We start from the raw sequence: 15,673 nt of genomic DNA, 5'->3' as shown, positions 1-15,673 counted from the left end.
CGGGTGAACCGGCCGCGTTCGCTTCCTTCCGTACGGGGAACTCGGCGACTGATATGTCCCGACCTAAGGAAGCGACATGGAGATATCGGGTCTCATCAGCGCGCTGGTGATCGGCATTGTGATCGGTGCGCTCGGCCGCCTGGTCCTGCCCGGGAAGCAGAAGATCGGCATCCTGTGGACCATCGTCGTCGGCATCGTGGCCGCCCTGCTCGGCACCGCGGTCGCCTCCGGCCTCGGCGTCGAGGACACCGACGGCGTGGACTGGGGGGAGTGGCTGATCCAGATCGGTCTGGCCGCGCTGGGCGTGGCCGCGATCAGCCGGGTCAAACTGCGCCGCTGACCGGCCGGTAGCACCCGCCGCGCCGGCCGGCCGCCCAATTGCGGAAATATGCAATCGAGGCGGCACAAGCCGGGGCGGTGGTAGGAAGGCAGCCTGGCCTTTCCCGCAGGACTGCGGGGGAACTCGGGAGGGCGCATGGGGGATTACGGCTGCGATGACGTGCTCGAAAGCACGCACTCGCCGCGCGCGTTCGGTACCGGACGGCGCGGCGGGGCGCTGCGGGGACTGTGGTCCCGGGCCTGCCGGTTCGGCGGCCCGGTCGCCATCACGCTGATCGTCGGCATCGCCGGCGGCGGCTTCGTCGGCGCGCTCGGCGAGAGCCGGGCACAGGACCCGGGCCGGGCCGCCGGCGATCCGCCCGCCGCCGCCCCGGCACGGGCCGTCGCGCCGCCACCGTGCCGCGATACGGACGTATGGAAGACCGTCGACACCTCGGTTCCTGCGGTGCCGCCCGTCCCGGGCGGCGCGAAACTCGACGTGCAGATCCGGGCCCGCTTCGTCGACGGCCGGCTGCTGGGCCTGTGCGCGTGGTGCGCCGTCCGCCAGGACCCGGCTCGGAACAACCCGGCCGCCACGCTGGCCTATTGTGCCCTCGTTCCGGCTCCGGCACCGCCGCGCGACGAGACGCCGCCCGCCATCAATCCGGACCCGATGACCACCCGCCTCGACCGCATCCGCCAGGAGGCCTGGACCGCCCCGGCCGCCCAGGCCGAACTCCGCGCCTCGTGCGACCACGCCTGGCAGGCCCAGGCCGAGGTGAACACCGAGCGCGGACCGCGTACGGTGCACACCGCCGGCTACCGGACGACCTGCGCACCGGGAGACTGACCGTGTCCGACCCGTGGCGCCGGCGGAGCTGTCGCCGCGCGCGTGCACGCTGCTCGACCAGGCGATCAGCCCGTACGAGCGGCTGGGCGACGGCCCCGGGCAGGCGAACGCCCGGTGACAGCTGGACCACGTGGCCACCCCCTGACGCTGCTTCAGCGCAGGTCGAGGCGCATCAGCACCCGGGGCTGGTGCGCCAGCACCGAGGTCGTATCGGCGGCGTGGACGAAGCCGGCGCGCTCGAAGTTCTTCCGCAGCCCCGGATACGCCATCGTCAGGTCGACCTTCGCGTCGCCGTTGTCGAGCGGATACGCCTCCACCGCCGGCGCCCCGCGCTCGCGGGCGAAGGCGACCGCGCCGTCGATGAGGGCGTGCGAGATGCCGCGCTTCCGGTGGCCGGGGCGGACCCTGATGCACCACAGGGACCAGACCGGCAGATCGTCGACGTGCGGGATCTTGCGGTTACGGGCGAAGGTGGTGTCCGCGCGCGGCGCCACCGCCGCCCACCCGACCGGCTCGGCGCCGTCGTACGCCAGCACCCCGGGCGGCGGGTCGCCGCGGACCAGCCCGGCGACATACTCGGCGCGGGCCTCAGGGCCGAGGGAGTTGTTGAGCGTGGACGGGATGCGGTAGCTCAGGCAGAAGCAGACATTGGACGTCGGCTTCTTCGGGCCGATCACCGCGCGGACGTCCTCGAAGACCGTGGCAGGGCGCACGTCGATGGTCATGCGCCCACCCTGCCACGCGGCACCGACAGCGCTCCCGCACCACGTCAGCCGCTCCGCTGCCCGGTGAGCTCCCGCGCCTCCTCCTGGGTGGCGACCGCGGGCGGCGAGCCCTTCAGCGGGCGGCGGGCGGTCTCCTCCAGATGGCGCACCGCGACGATGCCGATGACGGCGAAGGCCATCGTGTAGTAGGCAGCGGCCATCGGCGTGCCCAGGCCCTTGACCAGCGACTCGATCACCGCGGGGGTGGTGCCGCCGAAGACGGCGGTGGAGATGTTGTAGCCGACGGCGAGGGAGCCGTAGCGGATGTCGGTCGGGAAGAGGGCGGGCAGCGTGGCCGACATCGAGCCCAGCAGGCACACATGGGAGAGGCCGAGCAGCAGCATCGCCGGGATCACCGCCGCCACCGAGCCGAGCCGCAGCAGCGCGAAGGCGGGCGCCGCGGTGACCAGGAAACCGGTCATGCCGGCCAGCAGCAGCGGCTTACGGCCAATGGGGTATCCCCTGCTCGAACGAAGTTGAGAGCTTGGGGAAGGTCGGTGAGCCGGCCGACGACGGTGACCACCGCCAGCATCACCGTCATGGTGCCGACGACGAGGCCCAGTTGCGCGGTGGTGGGCCAGTCCAGATGGTCGGTGAGATGCGTCGGCATGTAGGTGAGCAGCATGTAGTTGGCCACGTTGTACGCCGCGACCAGCGCCATGCACAGCAGCAGGGTGGACTTCTGCCGTCGGAAGATCGCCCGCAGCTCCCCGCTCGGGCGGGCGGCCGCCGCGCCCGAGCCGGCCCGGCTCTTCGTGAAGGCCGGGGTGTCCTCCAGCCGCAGATACAGGCCGATCGCGCCGAGCGGCCCGCCGATCAGAAACGGAATGCGCCAGCCCCACGACTGCATGGCGTCGTCGCCGAGCCCGGCCGTCAGGACGAGCACGAGACCGGACGCCCCGATATAGCCCGCCAGGGTGCCGAACTCCAGGAAGCTGCCCCAGTAGCCGCGCCGCTTGTCCGGCGCGTACTCGGCGATGAAGGTCGCGGCGCCGCCGTACTCACCGCCGGTCGAGAAGCCCTGGACCACGCGCGCCGCGATCAGCAGCAGCGGCGCCCAGATGCCGATCGTGTCGTACGACGGGATCAGGCCGATGGCGAAGGTGGCCGCGGCCATCAGCATCATCGTGAGGGCGAGGACCTGCTTGCGGCCCACCCGGTCGCCGAGCGGCCCGAAGAAGGCGCCGCCGAACGGCCGCAGCACGAAGGAGACGGCGAAGGTGGCCAGCGACAGCAGCGTCTGCGCGCCCTCGCCGGCGCCGGAGTAGAAGACCTTGCCCAGCGTGACCGCCAGGTAGGCGTAGATGCCGTAGTCGAACCACTCCATGGCATGCCGAGGGCGGCGGCGCGCACCGCGCGCCGGACCTCGGGCTCCTCGGTGACCGTGACCCGGGTCACTCGCCTCTTTCCGGCATGTTCGCCGCGCTTTGGCACCATCATCACCTCGCAGCCCGGGTGCCCTGATCACTACGCGCAAACCTCGCGGCGGAGTAGCGTGGGGGAGCGAAAACGGAAGGTACCTTCGGATGCAGCCGTCAGCCGGGAGCACCGCATGGACCCAGTCGGCACCGCCCCGTCGTTCCGTGCCACCCCGATCGAGAAGCCGCCGGGGCTGCGCATAGAGGGCATCGTCGATGCGACCACGCACCGGCGGCTCAGCGAAGCCCTCCAGGGGCTGGTGGACGGCGATCCGGAACCTGGCGGCGTCGGCCTGGACGTCTCCGGGGTGGAGTTCATCGACCTGGCCGGGCTGCGCATGATCCTGCAACTGGCCCGGGACCGGGCCGAGTACGGCGGTCTGGTGCTGATCGGGCTGCGCCCGCATCTGGTGCGGGTGCTGCAGCTCACCGGCTGGGACGAATGGCCCGGTCTGCACCTGGAAGGGACCGCCAGGAATGGCCATTGATACGGGCAGCGGCGGCTTCGTGCACCATGTGTGCCTCTACGGGAGCGACGAGCAGTTCCTGGACACGGCGGTGCCCTTCCTCAAGGAGGGGCTCACCGGCGGCAGTCCGGTGCTGGCGGTCACCACCCCGTACAACCTCGGCCTGCTGAAGGACGCGCTCGGCGAGCTCGCCGAGCGGATGCACAGCGGCGACTCCGCCTACTTCGGGCGCCGTTCGGTCGACCGGGTCGCGGCCTTCCTCAGCCACTACCAGCGGCACCGCGTCCCCGGCCGCCGGATGCGGATGCTCGCCGAGCCGGTGTGGCACGGCAAGTCGCCGCGGCAGATCGCCGAATGGAAGCGGATGGAGGCGGGGCTGACCGAGCTGCTCGCGGACGCCGAGGTCGACATGGTGTGCCCCTACGACATCCGCAGCGTGCCGGCCGACGTGCTGCTCGCCGCCCGCGTCACCCACCCGACGGTGCTCGACGGCACCCGGCAGCAGCCCTCCGTGGAGTTCCCGGGCGCCCGCGCGGCCGCCGAGCGCTATCCGCCGCCGGCCGAGCGGCCGACGGCGGCGGCCGCCGTGCTCGGGCCCACCCGCGACCTCGGCGCGCTGCGCCGGTTCGCGCGCGAGCAGGCCGCCGCGGCCGGGCTCGACGCGGAGGGCGCGGCCCGGGCGGAGCTGGCGCTGCACGAGGCCGCCGGCTATCTGATGGACGGCGCGGGGCTGCGCGTCGAGGCATGGCGGGAACCGGGCGCGCTGGTATGGCAGTTGTACCGGGCCGGCCTGGAAGGGGCCGGTCCCAGCCCGTTCTCCGGCTTACTGCCGCCCGGCGCGGCGGCAGGCCCCGAGGACGGGCTCTGGCTGGCTCGCAACCTCGCCGAATCCCTGGACCTGCGCACCGAGCCGCGCGGCGTCACACTGCGGCTGCGGATCAGTGATGCGTGGGCGGTTGAGCACCACTGACCGGCGGGGCCACCGCCCCGTTCCCATTGCCGTTCCGGCGCCGCAGCACCAGCGGCATCGCGCCCCACAGCGCGACGCAGAACACGACCGCGCCGGAGCACGCCGCGATGCCCGCGGCCCGCCCCAGCACCACGTCCACGACCAGCAGCAGCGCACCGCCGAAGGCCAGCACGAGCACCACGAGCCCGGCCGCCGCCAGCCGCGCCGAGACATCCACCACGAGACGCTTCGCGCCGCGCCTGAACAGCGTCCGGTGCAGCGCGGCCGGGGCGGTGAACAGCACCGCCGCGGCCACCGCCAGCAGCAGCGTGGTGACGTACACCCCGCGCTGCACCGAATCCAGCCCCGCGAACCGCGGCATGAAGGCGAGCGACAGCAGGAACGCGAACAGGATCTGCACCCCGGTCTGGGTCACCCGCAGCTCCTGCAGCAGCTCCTGGAAATTGCGGTCGTCGCGCTCCAGCGGCGTCTCGTTGCGGTGCATGGCGCTGTGCGCCGTCCGGCCGCCCCGCTCAGGCGGCTGCCGCACGACTGCCGGCCTCGGCCCGCTCGCGCAGCCTGGAGCAGGTGCGGTTGAGCAGGCGGGACACATGCATCTGCGAGATGCCGAGCTCGTCGGCGATCCGGCGCTGGGTGAGGTCGCGGAAGAAGCGCAGATAGAGGATGTGCTTTTCCCGCTCGGGCAGCTCCTTCAGCCCGTCGCGGACCGCCTCCCGCGCCAGCACCATCTCGTAGCCCTGCTCGCGGTCGCCGAGCGTGTCGATCAGCGAATAGCCGTCGTCGGAGTCGGCCGCCATCGCGGCGTCCAGCGACAGCATGGCGTAGCTGTCGAGGGCCTCCATGCCCGTACGGACCTCCGACGGGGTCAGGTTGGCGCGCTCGGCCAGCTCGTCGACGCCGGCCCTGCGGTTGTCGAGCGAGTGGTTCACCTCGTGGTCCGCGGCGCGGACCCGGTTGCGCAGCTCCTGCACCCGGCGGGGCACGTGCAGGCCCCACATGTGGTCGCGGAAGTGCCGCTTGACCTCGCCGAGGATGGTCGGCACCGCGTAGCTCTCGAAGGCGGTGCCGTAGTCCGGGTCGTAACGCCTGACGGCCTTGACCAGACCGAGCTGCGCGACCTGCTCGAGATCCTCGAGACTCTCGCCGCGCCCGCGGAACTGCCGGGCGAGGCGGGCCGCCATCGGCATCCAGGCGGTGACGATCTCCTGGCGGAGCTCATCGCGCTCGGGTCCCGGCGGCATTTTCGACACCCGCTGGAAGGCCTCCCTGGTGTCGGGGGCGTCATCGTGCGGGTGGCGCTTGCGGTTGTGCTTGCGTGTGGCCGTCGTCGGGGGCATGGGTCCGGGCCTCCTTCGTCGGTGGGACAGTGGTCACCACGAAGGCCCGAGCACCCGGCCAGGACGGCCGACAGCACTCGCGACCTTCGCGAGCGTGCCTGCAGTCCGAAGCACGATGACACGCCTGCCCGTGGGTGGCGGCCTTAAACGGGACCGGCGGCCCGCGGCTGCAAAACCAGCCACTCCGTTTCCCTCCCGGGCGCGGGGATACCCGGCGCCCATGACCGAGTACGGGTATTTCCTCGCGGCCGAGGAGCACGGGCCGCGGGAGCTGGTGGAGCAGGCGCGGATGGCGGAGCAGGCCGGATTCACGAGCCTGTGGATCTCCGATCACTTTCATCCCTGGACCGGGGACCAGGGCGAGTCGCCCTTCGTCTGGAGCGTGATCGGGGCGATCTCCGAGGCCACCTCACTGCCGGTGCAGACCGCCGTCACGTGCCCCACCGTCCGCATCCACCCCGCGATCATCGCCCAGGCCGCGGCCACCAGCGCGCTGCTGAACGACGGCTTCCGGCTCGGCGTGGGCAGCGGCGAGGCGCTCAACGAGCATGTCCTGGGCGACCGCTGGCCGCCCGCCCCGGTCCGCCTGGAGATGCTCGAGGAGGCCGTCACGGTGATCCGCCGGCTGCTCTCCGGCGAGGAGATCACCCATTACGGCAAGCACTACACCGTCGAGAACGCCCGCATCTACAGCCTCCCCGACCAGCCCGTCCCCATCGACGTCTCGGCCTTCGGCCCGGCCGCGGTGGAGGTCGCGGGAAGGATCGGCGACGGCCTGATCACGATGATGCCGGACACCGCCGCCATCGAGCGCTTCCGCAAGAGCGGCGGCGGCCAGAAGCCGGTACGCGGCGGCACGAAGGTCTGCTACGGCCCCAACCGCCAGGAGGCCATCCGCACCGTCCGCCGGCTCTGGCCGAACATCGTCATCCCCGGCGAGCTGGCGCAGGTCCTGCCCAGCCCCGCCCACTTCGAGCAGGCCGCAGAGCAGGCCACCGAGTCCGCGCTCGCCGATGCGGTGGTGTGCGGCGACGACCCGGACCAGCACGTGGCGGCGCTCAAGGCGTACGAGGACGCCGGCTTCGACTCGGTCTACGTCAACCAGATCGGCCCGCACCAGCAGGCCTTCTTCGATTTCTACCGCAGCAAGGTCCTGCCGCAGCTGGCAGGTTGAGAGGAGCGGCGCAGACATGAGCAGCCAGAAGGTCTCGGACTACGTCCTCGCGCGGCTGCGCGAGTGGGACGTCACCCACGTCTTCGGCTACCCCGGCGACGGCATCAACGGCCTGCTGGCGGCGTGGGGCAGGGCCGAGAACGAGCCCCGCTTCGTGCAGTCGAGGCATGAGGAGATGTCGGCCTTCGAGGCCGTCGGCTACGCCAAGTTCAGCGGCAAGGTCGGCGTCTGCGCGGCGACTTCGGGCCCGGGTGCGATCCACCTCCTCAACGGCCTCTACGACGCCAAGCTCGACCACGTCCCCGTGGTGGCGATCGTCGGCCAGACCCACCGCAGCGCGATGGGCGGCTCGTACCAGCAAGAGGTGGACCTGCACACGCTCTTCAAGGACGTGGCCTCCGACTTCGTCGAGACGGTCAACGTTCCCGAGCAGCTCCCCAACGTCCTCGACCGCGCCATCCGCACGGCCTATGCCCGTCGCGCCCCCACCGCGGTGATCATCCCGGCGGACGTCCAGGAGCTCGACTACGAGGCCCCGGGCCACGCCTTCAAGATGGTCCCCTCCAGCCTCGACCGCTCCTCCTGGTCGTCGGTCCCCTCCCGCGACGCCCTGGAGCGGGCGGCCGAGGTCCTCAACTCCGGTGACAAGGTCGCCATCCTCGTCGGCCAGGGCGCGGCCGGCGCGCGCAAGGAGGTGCAGGAGGCGGCGGAGATGCTGGGCGCGGGCGTGGCAAAGGCGCTGCTCGGCATGGACGTCCTGCACGACGACCTCCCGTACGTCACCGGTCCCATCGGCCTGCTGGGCACCCGCCCCTCGTACGAGCTGATGACCGGCTGCGACACGCTCCTGACGATCGGCTCGTCCTTCCCGTACAGCCAGTTCCTGCCCGAATACGGCAAGGCGCGGGCGGTGCAGATCGACATCGACCCGCACATGATCGGCATGCGCTACCCGTACGAGGTGAACCTGATCGGCGACGCCGCCGACACCCTCAGGAACCTGATCCCGCTGCTGGAGCGCAAGGAGTCGCGCGACTGGCAGGACGAGACCATCGCGGGCGTGCAGCGCTGGCGCGAGATCATGCGCCGCCGCGCGGAGGTCGCGGCGGATCCGGTGAATCCGGAGTACGTGGCCCACGCCCTGGACCCGCACCTCCCGGACAACGCGATCATCACCTCCGACTCCGGCTCGGTCGCCAACTGGTACGCCCGCCATCTGACGATGCGCGGCACCATGCGCGGGTCCCTGTCCGGCACCCTCGCCACGATGGGCTGCGGCGTCCCGTACGCGCTCGGCGCCAAGTTCGCCCATCCCGACCGCCCGGCGGTCGCGCTGGTCGGCGACGGCGCGATGCAGATGAACGGCATGTCGGAGCTGATCTCCGTGGCCAAGTACCGCTTCTCCTGGGAGGACCCGCGCTTCATCGTCGCCATCTGGAACAACCAGGACCTCAACCAGGTGACCTGGGAGATGCGGGCGATGAGCGGCGCCCCGCAGTTCCTCCCGTCCCAGCAGATCCCTGACGTCTCGTACGCCGCCTTCGCCGACTCGCTCGGCTTCACCGGGATCCGGGTCGGCAAGCCGGAGGAGGTCGAACCGGCCTGGCGGGCGGCCTTCGCCGCCGAGGGCCCGGTGGTGCTCGACTTCCACACCGACCCGGCGGTCCCGCCGATCCCGCCGCACGCGACGTGGGACCAGATGGAGTCGACGCTGGAGTCGATCGTGAAGGGCGACTCGGACCGCGGCTCGATGGTGAAGCAGGGCTTCAAGTCGAAGGTCCAGGAGTTCCTGCCGGGCGGCCAGAAGAAGGACGAGGACAAGTGAAGCAGGCCGAGCGGAACCTCCGCGAAGGCCGCCTCCAGCGCACGCTGTCCCTGGCCACCGCGGCGGGCTCGGCGGTCACCGCCGCCGAGATCTACCTCGAGCACGACCGGGCCGGCTTCGGGAACCGCACCATGTGGTGGCCGGTGTTCCTGGGGCCGGTGGGCCTGGCGGCGGGCATCGCCGGCTGCTCGAGCCCGCGCCTGGCCCACACCGCCCTCCCCATGGCCTCGGCCGCCATCACGGCCAACGGCCTCCAGGGCACGTACCTTCACATCCGCGGCATCGCCGCGAAGCCCGGCGGATGGCGCATGGCCCGCTACAACATCGAACTCGGGCCGCCCCTCTTCGCGCCCCTCCTGATGTGCATGGTCGGCGCCGCCGGCCTGCTCGGCTCCGTACTCCGCCGCGAACAATGATCCCCGCCCGAACGGCTCGCACCGCCCGCCTCGCGGCAGAGGCGAAGGCAACCCGCAAGCGCCCGAAGCGCATCGCGGACCGCGCGCACACCTGGGACCCCGCCACCGCGGGAGTCGTCCTCGCCAGGCTCGGGCCGCGGCCACCCCTCGGATACTTCTCCCCGACCGAGGAGGCCGCGGCCCGTCCGCTCCTCGCCCACCTGCTGGCGACGTGGCACGACGAGGCCGACATCCCCGTCCTCTCCTTCATCGACGAACGCCTCGCGTCCGGCGAGGGCGACGGCTGGCGGCACGCCGGCCTCCCCGAGGACGGCCCGGCCTGGCGCCGTTCGCTCGCCGCCCTCGACGCGGACGCCTCGCTCCGCCACGGCCGCACCTTCGCCGAGCTCGGCCACGGCGAGCAGCACCGCCTCCTCCGCCACATCCAGGACCTCGGCAGCCACGACTGGTACGGCATGCCCGCCGCCCGCGTCTGGAGCCTGTGGACCCGCTACGCCTGCGCGGCGTACTACTCCCACCCGCACTCCTGGGACGAGACCGGCTACGGCGGCCCCGCTTACCCGCAGGGCTATCTGCGCCTCGGCCGCGGCACCCGCGAGCCGTGGGAGGCGCCGCGATGACCCCTTCCCACCCGGCCCTCGGCACCCTGCGGGAGACCCTCCGCCCGTACGGCGACGTCCGCCGCCGCAACGCCTCCGCCTGGCTGCCGCCGGTGGGCCGGCTCCGCCGCAACATGCGCCGCTACGACGACACCGACGAGGTCGACATGGTGGTGATCGGCTGCGGCGCCGGCGGCGCCACCCTCACCCAGCGCCTCGCGCACGCCGGCTGGCACGTCGTCTGCCTGGAGGCGGGCCCGTTCTGGGACCCGGACACCGACTGGGTCAGCGACGAGGCGGGCAGCCACCACCTCTACTGGAATGAACCCCGGGTCGTCGGCGGCGACCACCCGGTCCCGCTCGGCGCCAACAACTCCGGGCGCGGTGTGGGGGGTTCGATGGTCCACTTCGCCGGCTACACCCCCCGCCTGCACCCGTCCGACTTCCACACCAAGTCCCTCGACGGCGTCGGCGCCGACTGGCCGATCACGTACGACGACCTCAAGCCCTACTACACCCGCATCGAGCGCGAACTGCCGGTCGCCGGCCAGTACTGGCCCTGGGGCGACCCGCATCCGCACCCGCACGGACCGCACCCCGTCGGCGGCAACGGCCAGGTGATGCTCGACGGCTGCGCCGCCCTCGGCATCGAGGCGCGGGTCGGCCCGGTCGCGATCACCAGCGGCCGCTTCGGCAACCGCCCGCACTGCGTCTACCGCGGCTTCTGCCTCCAGGGCTGCAAGGTCGACGCGAAGGCGTCGCCGCTGATCACCCACGTACCGGACGCGATCACGCACGGCGCCGAGATCCGCGACGGGTCGATGGCCACGTACATCGAGACCGAGGGCGGCCGCCGCGCCACCGGCGTCCACTACGTGCGCGGCGGCCGCCCCCGTTTCCAGCGCGCCCGCGCGGTGGCGGTCGCCGGCTACTCCATCGAGACCCCGCGGCTCCTGCTCAACTCCGCCATCGCGAACGACCACGACCAGGTCGGCCGTTACGTCATGGTGCAGGGCGCCCCGCAGACCGCGGGCCGCTTCGCGGACGAGATCCGGATGTACAAGGCGCCCCCGCCGGAGGTCTCCACCGAGGCCTTCTACGAGACCGACCCCGGCCGCCCGTACCAGCGCGGCTTCGCGGTCCAGACGGTCTCGCCGCTCCCCATCACCTGGGCCGAGCACGTCACCGCCCAGGGCCACTGGGGTACGGACCTGCGCGAGCGGATGCGCGACTACGTGCACTGGGCGGTGCTCGGCTCGCTCTGCGAGTTCCTGCCGCAGCCGGACAACCGCGTCACCCTCAGCCCTGACGAGTCCGACCGCAACGGCATGCCGGTGGCCCGCTTCGACCACAGCCGCTGCGCCAACGACGACCAGCTGATGGCGGCGTCGCAGCAGGTCATGGAGGACATCCTGCGGGCGGCCGGGGCCACCGAGCTGATGACGATCGAGCGTTACGCCCATCTCGTCGGCGGCTGCCGGATGGCGGCCACCCCGCACGACGGCGTGGTCGACGCCGACCTCAGGGTCTTCGGCTACGACAACCTCTTCATCACCGACGGCAGCGTGCTGCCCACCCAGGGCAGCGCCAACCCGGCCCTGACCATCATGGCCCTGGCGGACCGCGCCGCGGACCGCCTGACCCGAGGCGAGGTACCCCGCCCGTGAAACCCGGCCTGGCGGTGTCCGCGTACACCGTCCCCACCGACGCCCCCGAGGCGGACGGCACCTTCGACTGGGACTCGACGACGCTGGTGGTGGTCGAGGCGCTGCACGACGAGGCCACCGGCATCGGCTGGACCTACGCCCCGGCCGCCGCGGCCGACGTCATCGACTCCCTGCTGCGCCCCGCCCTCCCGGCGGACCGCGACCCCCTCGACGTCCCCCGCGCCTACGAACTCCTCAGCCGCGCCGTCCGCAACGCCGGCCGCCCGGGCCTGATCGCCTGCGCCATCTCGGCGGTGGACCTGGCGCTCTGGGACCTCAAGGCCCGGCTGCTCGGCCTGCCGCTGTGCCGGCTGCTCGGCTCGGTACGGGACGGCGTGCCGGTGTACGGCTCCGGCGGGTTCACGACGTACCACGAGACGCATCTCGCGCAGCAGGTGCGGGGCTGGGTGCACGGGCAGGGGATACCGCGCGTGAAGATCAAGGCGGGGGAGGCATGGGGCCGGGCGGCCGGCCGCGACGTCGACCGGGTCCGTAAGGCGCGGGCGGCGATGGGGCCCGAGGGCGAGCTGTATGTGGACGCCAACGGCGCGTACAACCGCAAGCAGGCGGTGCGGGTGGGGCGGCTGCTGGCCGCGGAGGGCGTCAGCTGGTTCGAGGAGCCGGTGTCCTCCGACGACCTGGAGGGGCTCGCGCGGGTGCGGGAGCAGGTGACCGCGGATGTGACGGCGGGGGAGTACGGGTACGCGCTGCCGTACTTCGCCGCGATGGCCCCGTCCGTGGACTGCCTGCAGGCGGATGTGACGCGCTGCGGCGGCCTCTCGGTGTGGCTGCGGGTCGCCGCGCTGGCCGAGGCGCACGGGCTCGAGGTGTCGGCGCACGGGGCGCCCCACCTGCACGCACACGCCGCGGCGTGCGTGCCGAATCTGCGGCACGTCGAGTGGTTCCATGATCATGTGCGGATCGAAGCGATGCTTTTCGACGGCTGCCTTGACCCGGCAGGCGGCGTGATACACCCCGGCGCCAACGGGGCACCCGGCCATGGCCTGAGCCTCCGGCGGGAGGAGGCGAAGCCGTATCGCGTCCGCTGATGGGGCCCGCGCGAAACGGGAGCAGACCGAAGGGAGCCCGGACACCACATGAAGCCCGATCATTCCAAAGCCCCCGTGCTCGACGCGCTCGCGCATCACCGCCGTGCGCGCAGCGCCTCGTTCACCCCACCCGGTCATAAGCAGGGCTCGGGCGTCGACGCCCGGGTGGCCGAGGTCCTCGGCACCGACGTCTTCGCCGCCGACGTCCTCGTCATGAGCGGTCTGGACGACCGCCGCATGAGCGGCGACATCATCGCCGAGGCCGAAGCGCTGATGGCCGATGCGGTCGGCGCCGAGAACGCCTTCTTCTCCACCTGCGGCAGCAGCCTCTCCGTGAAGTCCGCGATGCTCGCCGTCGCGGGCCCGCACGAAAGGCTTCTGGTCTCCCGCAACGCCCACAAGTCCGTCGTCGCCGGCCTCGTCATCGCCGGCATCGAGCCGGTATGGGTGCATCCCCGCTGGGACGCCGGCATGCACCTCGCCCACCCGCCCGGTCCTGAGGAGGTCGCGGAGGCCTTCGACCGCGCGCCGGACGCCAAGGGCATGCTGCTCATCTCCCCGACCGCATACGGCACCAGCGCCGACATCCGCGGCATCGCCGAGGTGTGCCACGCCCGCGGCCGCCCGCTCGTCGTCGACGAGGCCTGGGGCGCGCACTACCCCTGGCATCCCGACCTGCCCACCTGGGCGATGGACGCCGGCGCCGACGTCTGCGTCACCAGCGTGCACAAGATGGGCGCGGGCCTGGAGCAGGCCTCCGTCTTCCACCACCAGGGCGACCTCGTCGACCCGGACGTGCTGCGCCAGCGCGAGGACCTGCTCGGCACCACCAGCCCTTCGGTCCTCATCTACGCCGCACTCGACGGCTGGCGCCGGCAGATGGCCGAGCAGGGCAGCGCCCTCCTCGGTGCCACCCTCGACCTCGCCGGCCAGCTCCGCGAGGGCATCGCCAGGCTCACCGGCCTCACCCCGCTCGGCGGCGCCGAACTCACCGGCCCGCAGCTGGCCTTCGGATACGACCCGCTGATGGTCGTCACCGACGTCTCGGGCCTCGGCACCAGCGGATACGCGGCCGCCGACTGGCTGCGCCGGCACCGGCAGACGAATGTCGGGCTCGCCGACCACCGCCGCATCGTCACCCAGCTCACCCACGGCGACAGCGGCGGCAGCTGCCTGGACCTGATGGACGCGCTCACCGAACTGGTCAAGCAGCGCGGCCACCTGCCGCCGCCCGCCGAGGTGCGGCTGCCCTCGCCCACCGGGCTTGAGCAGGAGAACGTGATGCTGCCCCGGGACGCCTACTTCGGCCCGGTGGAACAGGTCCCGGCCGAGGACGCCGTCGGGCGGATCGCGGCCGAGACGGCGAGCCCGTACCCGCCGGGCGTCCCCGTGCTCGCCCCCGGCGAGCGGATAGACCGCGAGGCGGTCGACTATCTGCGCAGCGGCGTCGCGGCCGGCATGTTCGTGCCGGATGCCGTCGACAAGTCGATGCGCACGGTGCGGGTGGTGGCAGGCAACAACCAGAACATGATGGGAGATTGACACATGCGTATCGCATTTCTCGTGGCGCCCGAAGGCGTCGAGCAGATCGAGCTGACCGACCCCTGGATGGCGCTCGCCGACACCGGTGAGATCCCGCAGCTGATCTCGACCGAGCCCGGGGACATCCAGGCCTTCCACCACCTGGACAAGGCGGACACCTTCCCCGTCGACCAGACCGTCAAGGAGGCCGATGTCGCCGACTACGACGCCCTGGTGCTGCCCGGCGGCGTGGCGAACCCGGACGCGCTGCGGATGGACGCGGACGCCGTCCGGTTCGTCAAGGGCTTCTTCGACGCCGGGAAGCCGGTCGCGGCGATCTGCCACGCACCCTGGACGCTGATCGAGGCCGACGTGCTGCACGGCCGCACGCTCACCTCGTGGCCCTCGCTGCGCACCGACATCCGCAACGCGGGCGGCGACTGGGTCGACGAGCCGGTGAAAATCTGCGACGGCGGGCCCAACATCCTCATCACCAGCCGCAAGCCGGACGACCTGAAGGTGTTCAACGAGGCGATTACCGCTGAACTCGCCCGTAACACAGGGTAGTTGTCAGGGTCCGGGCGATGCATATCGGCCAAGGCTGACATGTATCGGCTAGTACGGGTTCCCGCTGGCCAGGGTTGGGTAAGCCCACGTACGGGGCAAGTGCCGTCAATCGGCGATCACTTGTGATCGGATACGGACAGTAACCGCGGATGGGGTGGACCGCGGACGAAGGGAACGCGATGGGCACGGTCACGACGGAAGTGTGGCTGCTGCTCCCCTTTCCGGCGGCGCTCTTCGCCGCCGTGGGGTATGCCGTCTGGGCCACCGGGCGGATAGCCGCCCGCGAGCGCCGTCTTGACGCCGCGGTCGGCGTCGCCCAGCGGGCGATACTCCGGCCCGGCAGCTTCCGGATCGCCGGCGCCGCCATATCGACCCGCTACCGGCCGGCCGGTGCCGACGACGTCATCGGCGGCGACCTGTACGCCTTCGCGGACACCGGGACCGGGCTGCGGATGCTGATCGGGGACGTACGCGGAAAGGGGATGGCGGCGGCCGCGCAGTCCGCCGCCGCCATCGACTGCTTCCGCGACTGCGCGCACGGTCACCGTGAACTGACCGGCGTGGTCGCGGAGATGGAGGCGCGGCTGGCCGGCGAGCTCGCCTCGGAGGACTTCGTGACCGCGGTCCTCGCCGAGTTCGCCCCCGGCCGGTTAACGCTCGCCAACTGCGGCCACCCGCCCCCGCTGCACCTC

16 protein-coding genes and 1 pseudogene are annotated in these 15,673 nt (G+C 72.1%); 13 read left to right on the top strand and 4 right to left on the bottom strand.

Going from position 1 to position 15,673, the window contains the following annotated elements:
- Positions 1–76 precede the first annotated feature (76 nt).
- Together G5C51_RS31220 and G5C51_RS31215 are read left to right on the top strand one after the other, a co-directional pair.
- Complete coding sequence (locus G5C51_RS31220; protein WP_165242228.1) at positions 77–340, top strand: GlsB/YeaQ/YmgE family stress response membrane protein; 264 nt, start codon at positions 77–79, stop codon at positions 338–340.
- Between the two features lie 135 nt (positions 341–475).
- Entirely contained in the window at positions 476–1,168 is a 693-nt protein-coding gene (locus tag G5C51_RS31215; protein WP_165242226.1) for a hypothetical protein, read from the top strand.
- Between the two features lie 152 nt (positions 1,169–1,320).
- Here G5C51_RS31215 and G5C51_RS31210 read toward each other — a convergent pair whose 3' ends face one another.
- Positions 1,321–1,893, bottom strand: a complete 573-nt coding sequence (locus G5C51_RS31210) for a GNAT family N-acetyltransferase (protein ID WP_165242224.1) — start codon at positions 1,891–1,893, stop codon at positions 1,321–1,323.
- Positions 1,894–1,937: 44 nt separating this feature from the next.
- Positions 1,938–3,372, bottom strand: a pseudogene (locus tag G5C51_RS31205) (MFS transporter).
- A 112-nt stretch (positions 3,373–3,484) separates the two neighbouring features.
- On the opposite strand from G5C51_RS31205, the gene G5C51_RS31200 reads away from it, so the two are divergent.
- Together G5C51_RS31200 and G5C51_RS31195 are read left to right on the top strand one after the other, a co-directional pair.
- Positions 3,485–3,838 carry an STAS domain-containing protein gene (locus tag G5C51_RS31200; protein ID WP_165242222.1) on the top strand — a complete coding sequence of 118 codons (354 nt, stop codon included), beginning with the start codon at positions 3,485–3,487 and terminating at the stop codon, positions 3,836–3,838.
- Positions 3,828–4,787, top strand: a complete 960-nt coding sequence (locus G5C51_RS31195; protein WP_165242220.1) for a sensor histidine kinase — start codon at positions 3,828–3,830, stop codon at positions 4,785–4,787. Before G5C51_RS31200 ends, G5C51_RS31195 begins: the two co-directional genes overlap by 11 nt.
- Here G5C51_RS31195 and G5C51_RS31190 read toward each other — a convergent pair.
- Both G5C51_RS31190 and G5C51_RS31185 read right to left on the bottom strand, forming a co-directional pair.
- Positions 4,756–5,271, bottom strand: a complete 516-nt coding sequence (locus tag G5C51_RS31190; RefSeq protein WP_165242230.1) for a DUF6328 family protein — start codon at positions 5,269–5,271, stop codon at positions 4,756–4,758. The two genes, G5C51_RS31195 and G5C51_RS31190, sit on opposite strands and share 32 nt — an antisense overlap.
- 28 nt (positions 5,272–5,299) lie before the next feature.
- Positions 5,300–6,124, bottom strand: coding sequence for a SigB/SigF/SigG family RNA polymerase sigma factor (locus G5C51_RS31185; RefSeq protein WP_165242218.1), 825 nt, complete (start codon positions 6,122–6,124; stop codon positions 5,300–5,302).
- 220 nt (positions 6,125–6,344) lie between these two features.
- Here G5C51_RS31185 and G5C51_RS31180 point away from each other — a divergent pair, with 220 nt between their 5' ends.
- The 9 genes from G5C51_RS31180 to G5C51_RS31140 all read left to right on the top strand — a co-directional run.
- The gene (locus G5C51_RS31180) at positions 6,345–7,298 is read left to right on the top strand and encodes a TIGR03557 family F420-dependent LLM class oxidoreductase (RefSeq protein ID WP_165242216.1); all 954 of its coding nucleotides are present in this window, start codon (positions 6,345–6,347) and stop codon (positions 7,296–7,298) included.
- Positions 7,299–7,314: 16 nt separating this feature from the next.
- Positions 7,315–9,123: a thiamine pyrophosphate-requiring protein gene (locus G5C51_RS31175; protein WP_165242214.1), complete on the top strand. Its 1,809-nt coding sequence runs from the start codon at positions 7,315–7,317 to the stop codon at positions 9,121–9,123.
- Complete coding sequence (locus G5C51_RS31170) at positions 9,120–9,539, top strand: hypothetical protein (RefSeq protein ID WP_165242212.1); 420 nt, start codon at positions 9,120–9,122, stop codon at positions 9,537–9,539. The genes G5C51_RS31175 and G5C51_RS31170 overlap by 4 nt, the downstream gene beginning before the upstream one ends.
- Positions 9,536–10,159 carry a gluconate 2-dehydrogenase subunit 3 family protein gene (locus G5C51_RS31165; protein ID WP_165242210.1) on the top strand — a complete coding sequence of 208 codons (624 nt, stop codon included), beginning with the start codon at positions 9,536–9,538 and terminating at the stop codon, positions 10,157–10,159. Before G5C51_RS31170 ends, G5C51_RS31165 begins: the two co-directional genes overlap by 4 nt.
- A complete protein-coding gene (locus G5C51_RS31160; RefSeq protein WP_165242208.1) occupies positions 10,156–11,805 on the top strand; it encodes a GMC family oxidoreductase in 1,650 nt (549 codons plus the stop codon). Before G5C51_RS31165 ends, G5C51_RS31160 begins: the two co-directional genes overlap by 4 nt.
- Positions 11,802–12,893 (top strand): enolase C-terminal domain-like protein, encoded by a 1,092-nt coding sequence (locus tag G5C51_RS31155; RefSeq protein WP_165242206.1) that lies wholly within the window; start codon positions 11,802–11,804, stop codon positions 12,891–12,893. Before G5C51_RS31160 ends, G5C51_RS31155 begins: the two co-directional genes overlap by 4 nt.
- A 48-nt stretch (positions 12,894–12,941) precedes the next feature.
- Positions 12,942–14,435: an aminotransferase class I/II-fold pyridoxal phosphate-dependent enzyme gene (locus G5C51_RS31150; RefSeq protein WP_165242204.1), complete on the top strand. Its 1,494-nt coding sequence runs from the start codon at positions 12,942–12,944 to the stop codon at positions 14,433–14,435.
- A 3-nt stretch (positions 14,436–14,438) separates the two neighbouring features.
- On the top strand, positions 14,439–14,981 hold the full coding sequence (locus G5C51_RS31145; RefSeq protein WP_165242202.1) for a type 1 glutamine amidotransferase domain-containing protein: 543 nt from the start codon (positions 14,439–14,441) through the stop codon (positions 14,979–14,981).
- A gap of 149 nt (positions 14,982–15,130) precedes the next feature.
- On the top strand, positions 15,131–15,673 hold a 543-nt coding region (locus G5C51_RS31140), incomplete at its 3' end, for a PP2C family protein-serine/threonine phosphatase (RefSeq protein ID WP_165242200.1).

The sequence above is a fragment of the Streptomyces coryli genome (genome assembly GCF_011044975.1).
In the GTDB taxonomy this organism is placed as follows: domain Bacteria; phylum Actinomycetota; class Actinomycetes; order Streptomycetales; family Streptomycetaceae; genus Streptomyces; species Streptomyces coryli.
The sequence above is the reverse complement of the archived record's forward strand: the minus strand, read 5'-3'. Positions and strand labels throughout refer to the sequence as shown.

Coding starts and splice junctions, on each gene's coding strand:
- G5C51_RS31220 (WP_165242228.1), top strand. CDS start 77: ATGGAGATATCGGGTCTCATCAGCGCGCTGGTGATCGGCATTGTGATC.
- G5C51_RS31215 (WP_165242226.1), top strand. CDS start 476: ATGGGGGATTACGGCTGCGATGACGTGCTCGAAAGCACGCACTCGCCG.
- G5C51_RS31210 (WP_165242224.1), bottom strand. CDS start 1,893: ATGACCATCGACGTGCGCCCTGCCACGGTCTTCGAGGACGTCCGCGCG.
- G5C51_RS31200 (WP_165242222.1), top strand. CDS start 3,485: ATGGACCCAGTCGGCACCGCCCCGTCGTTCCGTGCCACCCCGATCGAG.
- G5C51_RS31195 (WP_165242220.1), top strand. CDS start 3,828: ATGGCCATTGATACGGGCAGCGGCGGCTTCGTGCACCATGTGTGCCTC.
- G5C51_RS31190 (WP_165242230.1), bottom strand. CDS start 5,271: ATGCACCGCAACGAGACGCCGCTGGAGCGCGACGACCGCAATTTCCAG.
- G5C51_RS31185 (WP_165242218.1), bottom strand. CDS start 6,124: ATGCCCCCGACGACGGCCACACGCAAGCACAACCGCAAGCGCCACCCG.
- G5C51_RS31180 (WP_165242216.1), top strand. CDS start 6,345: ATGACCGAGTACGGGTATTTCCTCGCGGCCGAGGAGCACGGGCCGCGG.
- G5C51_RS31175 (WP_165242214.1), top strand. CDS start 7,315: ATGAGCAGCCAGAAGGTCTCGGACTACGTCCTCGCGCGGCTGCGCGAG.
- G5C51_RS31165 (WP_165242210.1), top strand. CDS start 9,536: ATGATCCCCGCCCGAACGGCTCGCACCGCCCGCCTCGCGGCAGAGGCG.
- G5C51_RS31160 (WP_165242208.1), top strand. CDS start 10,156: ATGACCCCTTCCCACCCGGCCCTCGGCACCCTGCGGGAGACCCTCCGC.
- G5C51_RS31150 (WP_165242204.1), top strand. CDS start 12,942: ATGAAGCCCGATCATTCCAAAGCCCCCGTGCTCGACGCGCTCGCGCAT.
- G5C51_RS31145 (WP_165242202.1), top strand. CDS start 14,439: ATGCGTATCGCATTTCTCGTGGCGCCCGAAGGCGTCGAGCAGATCGAG.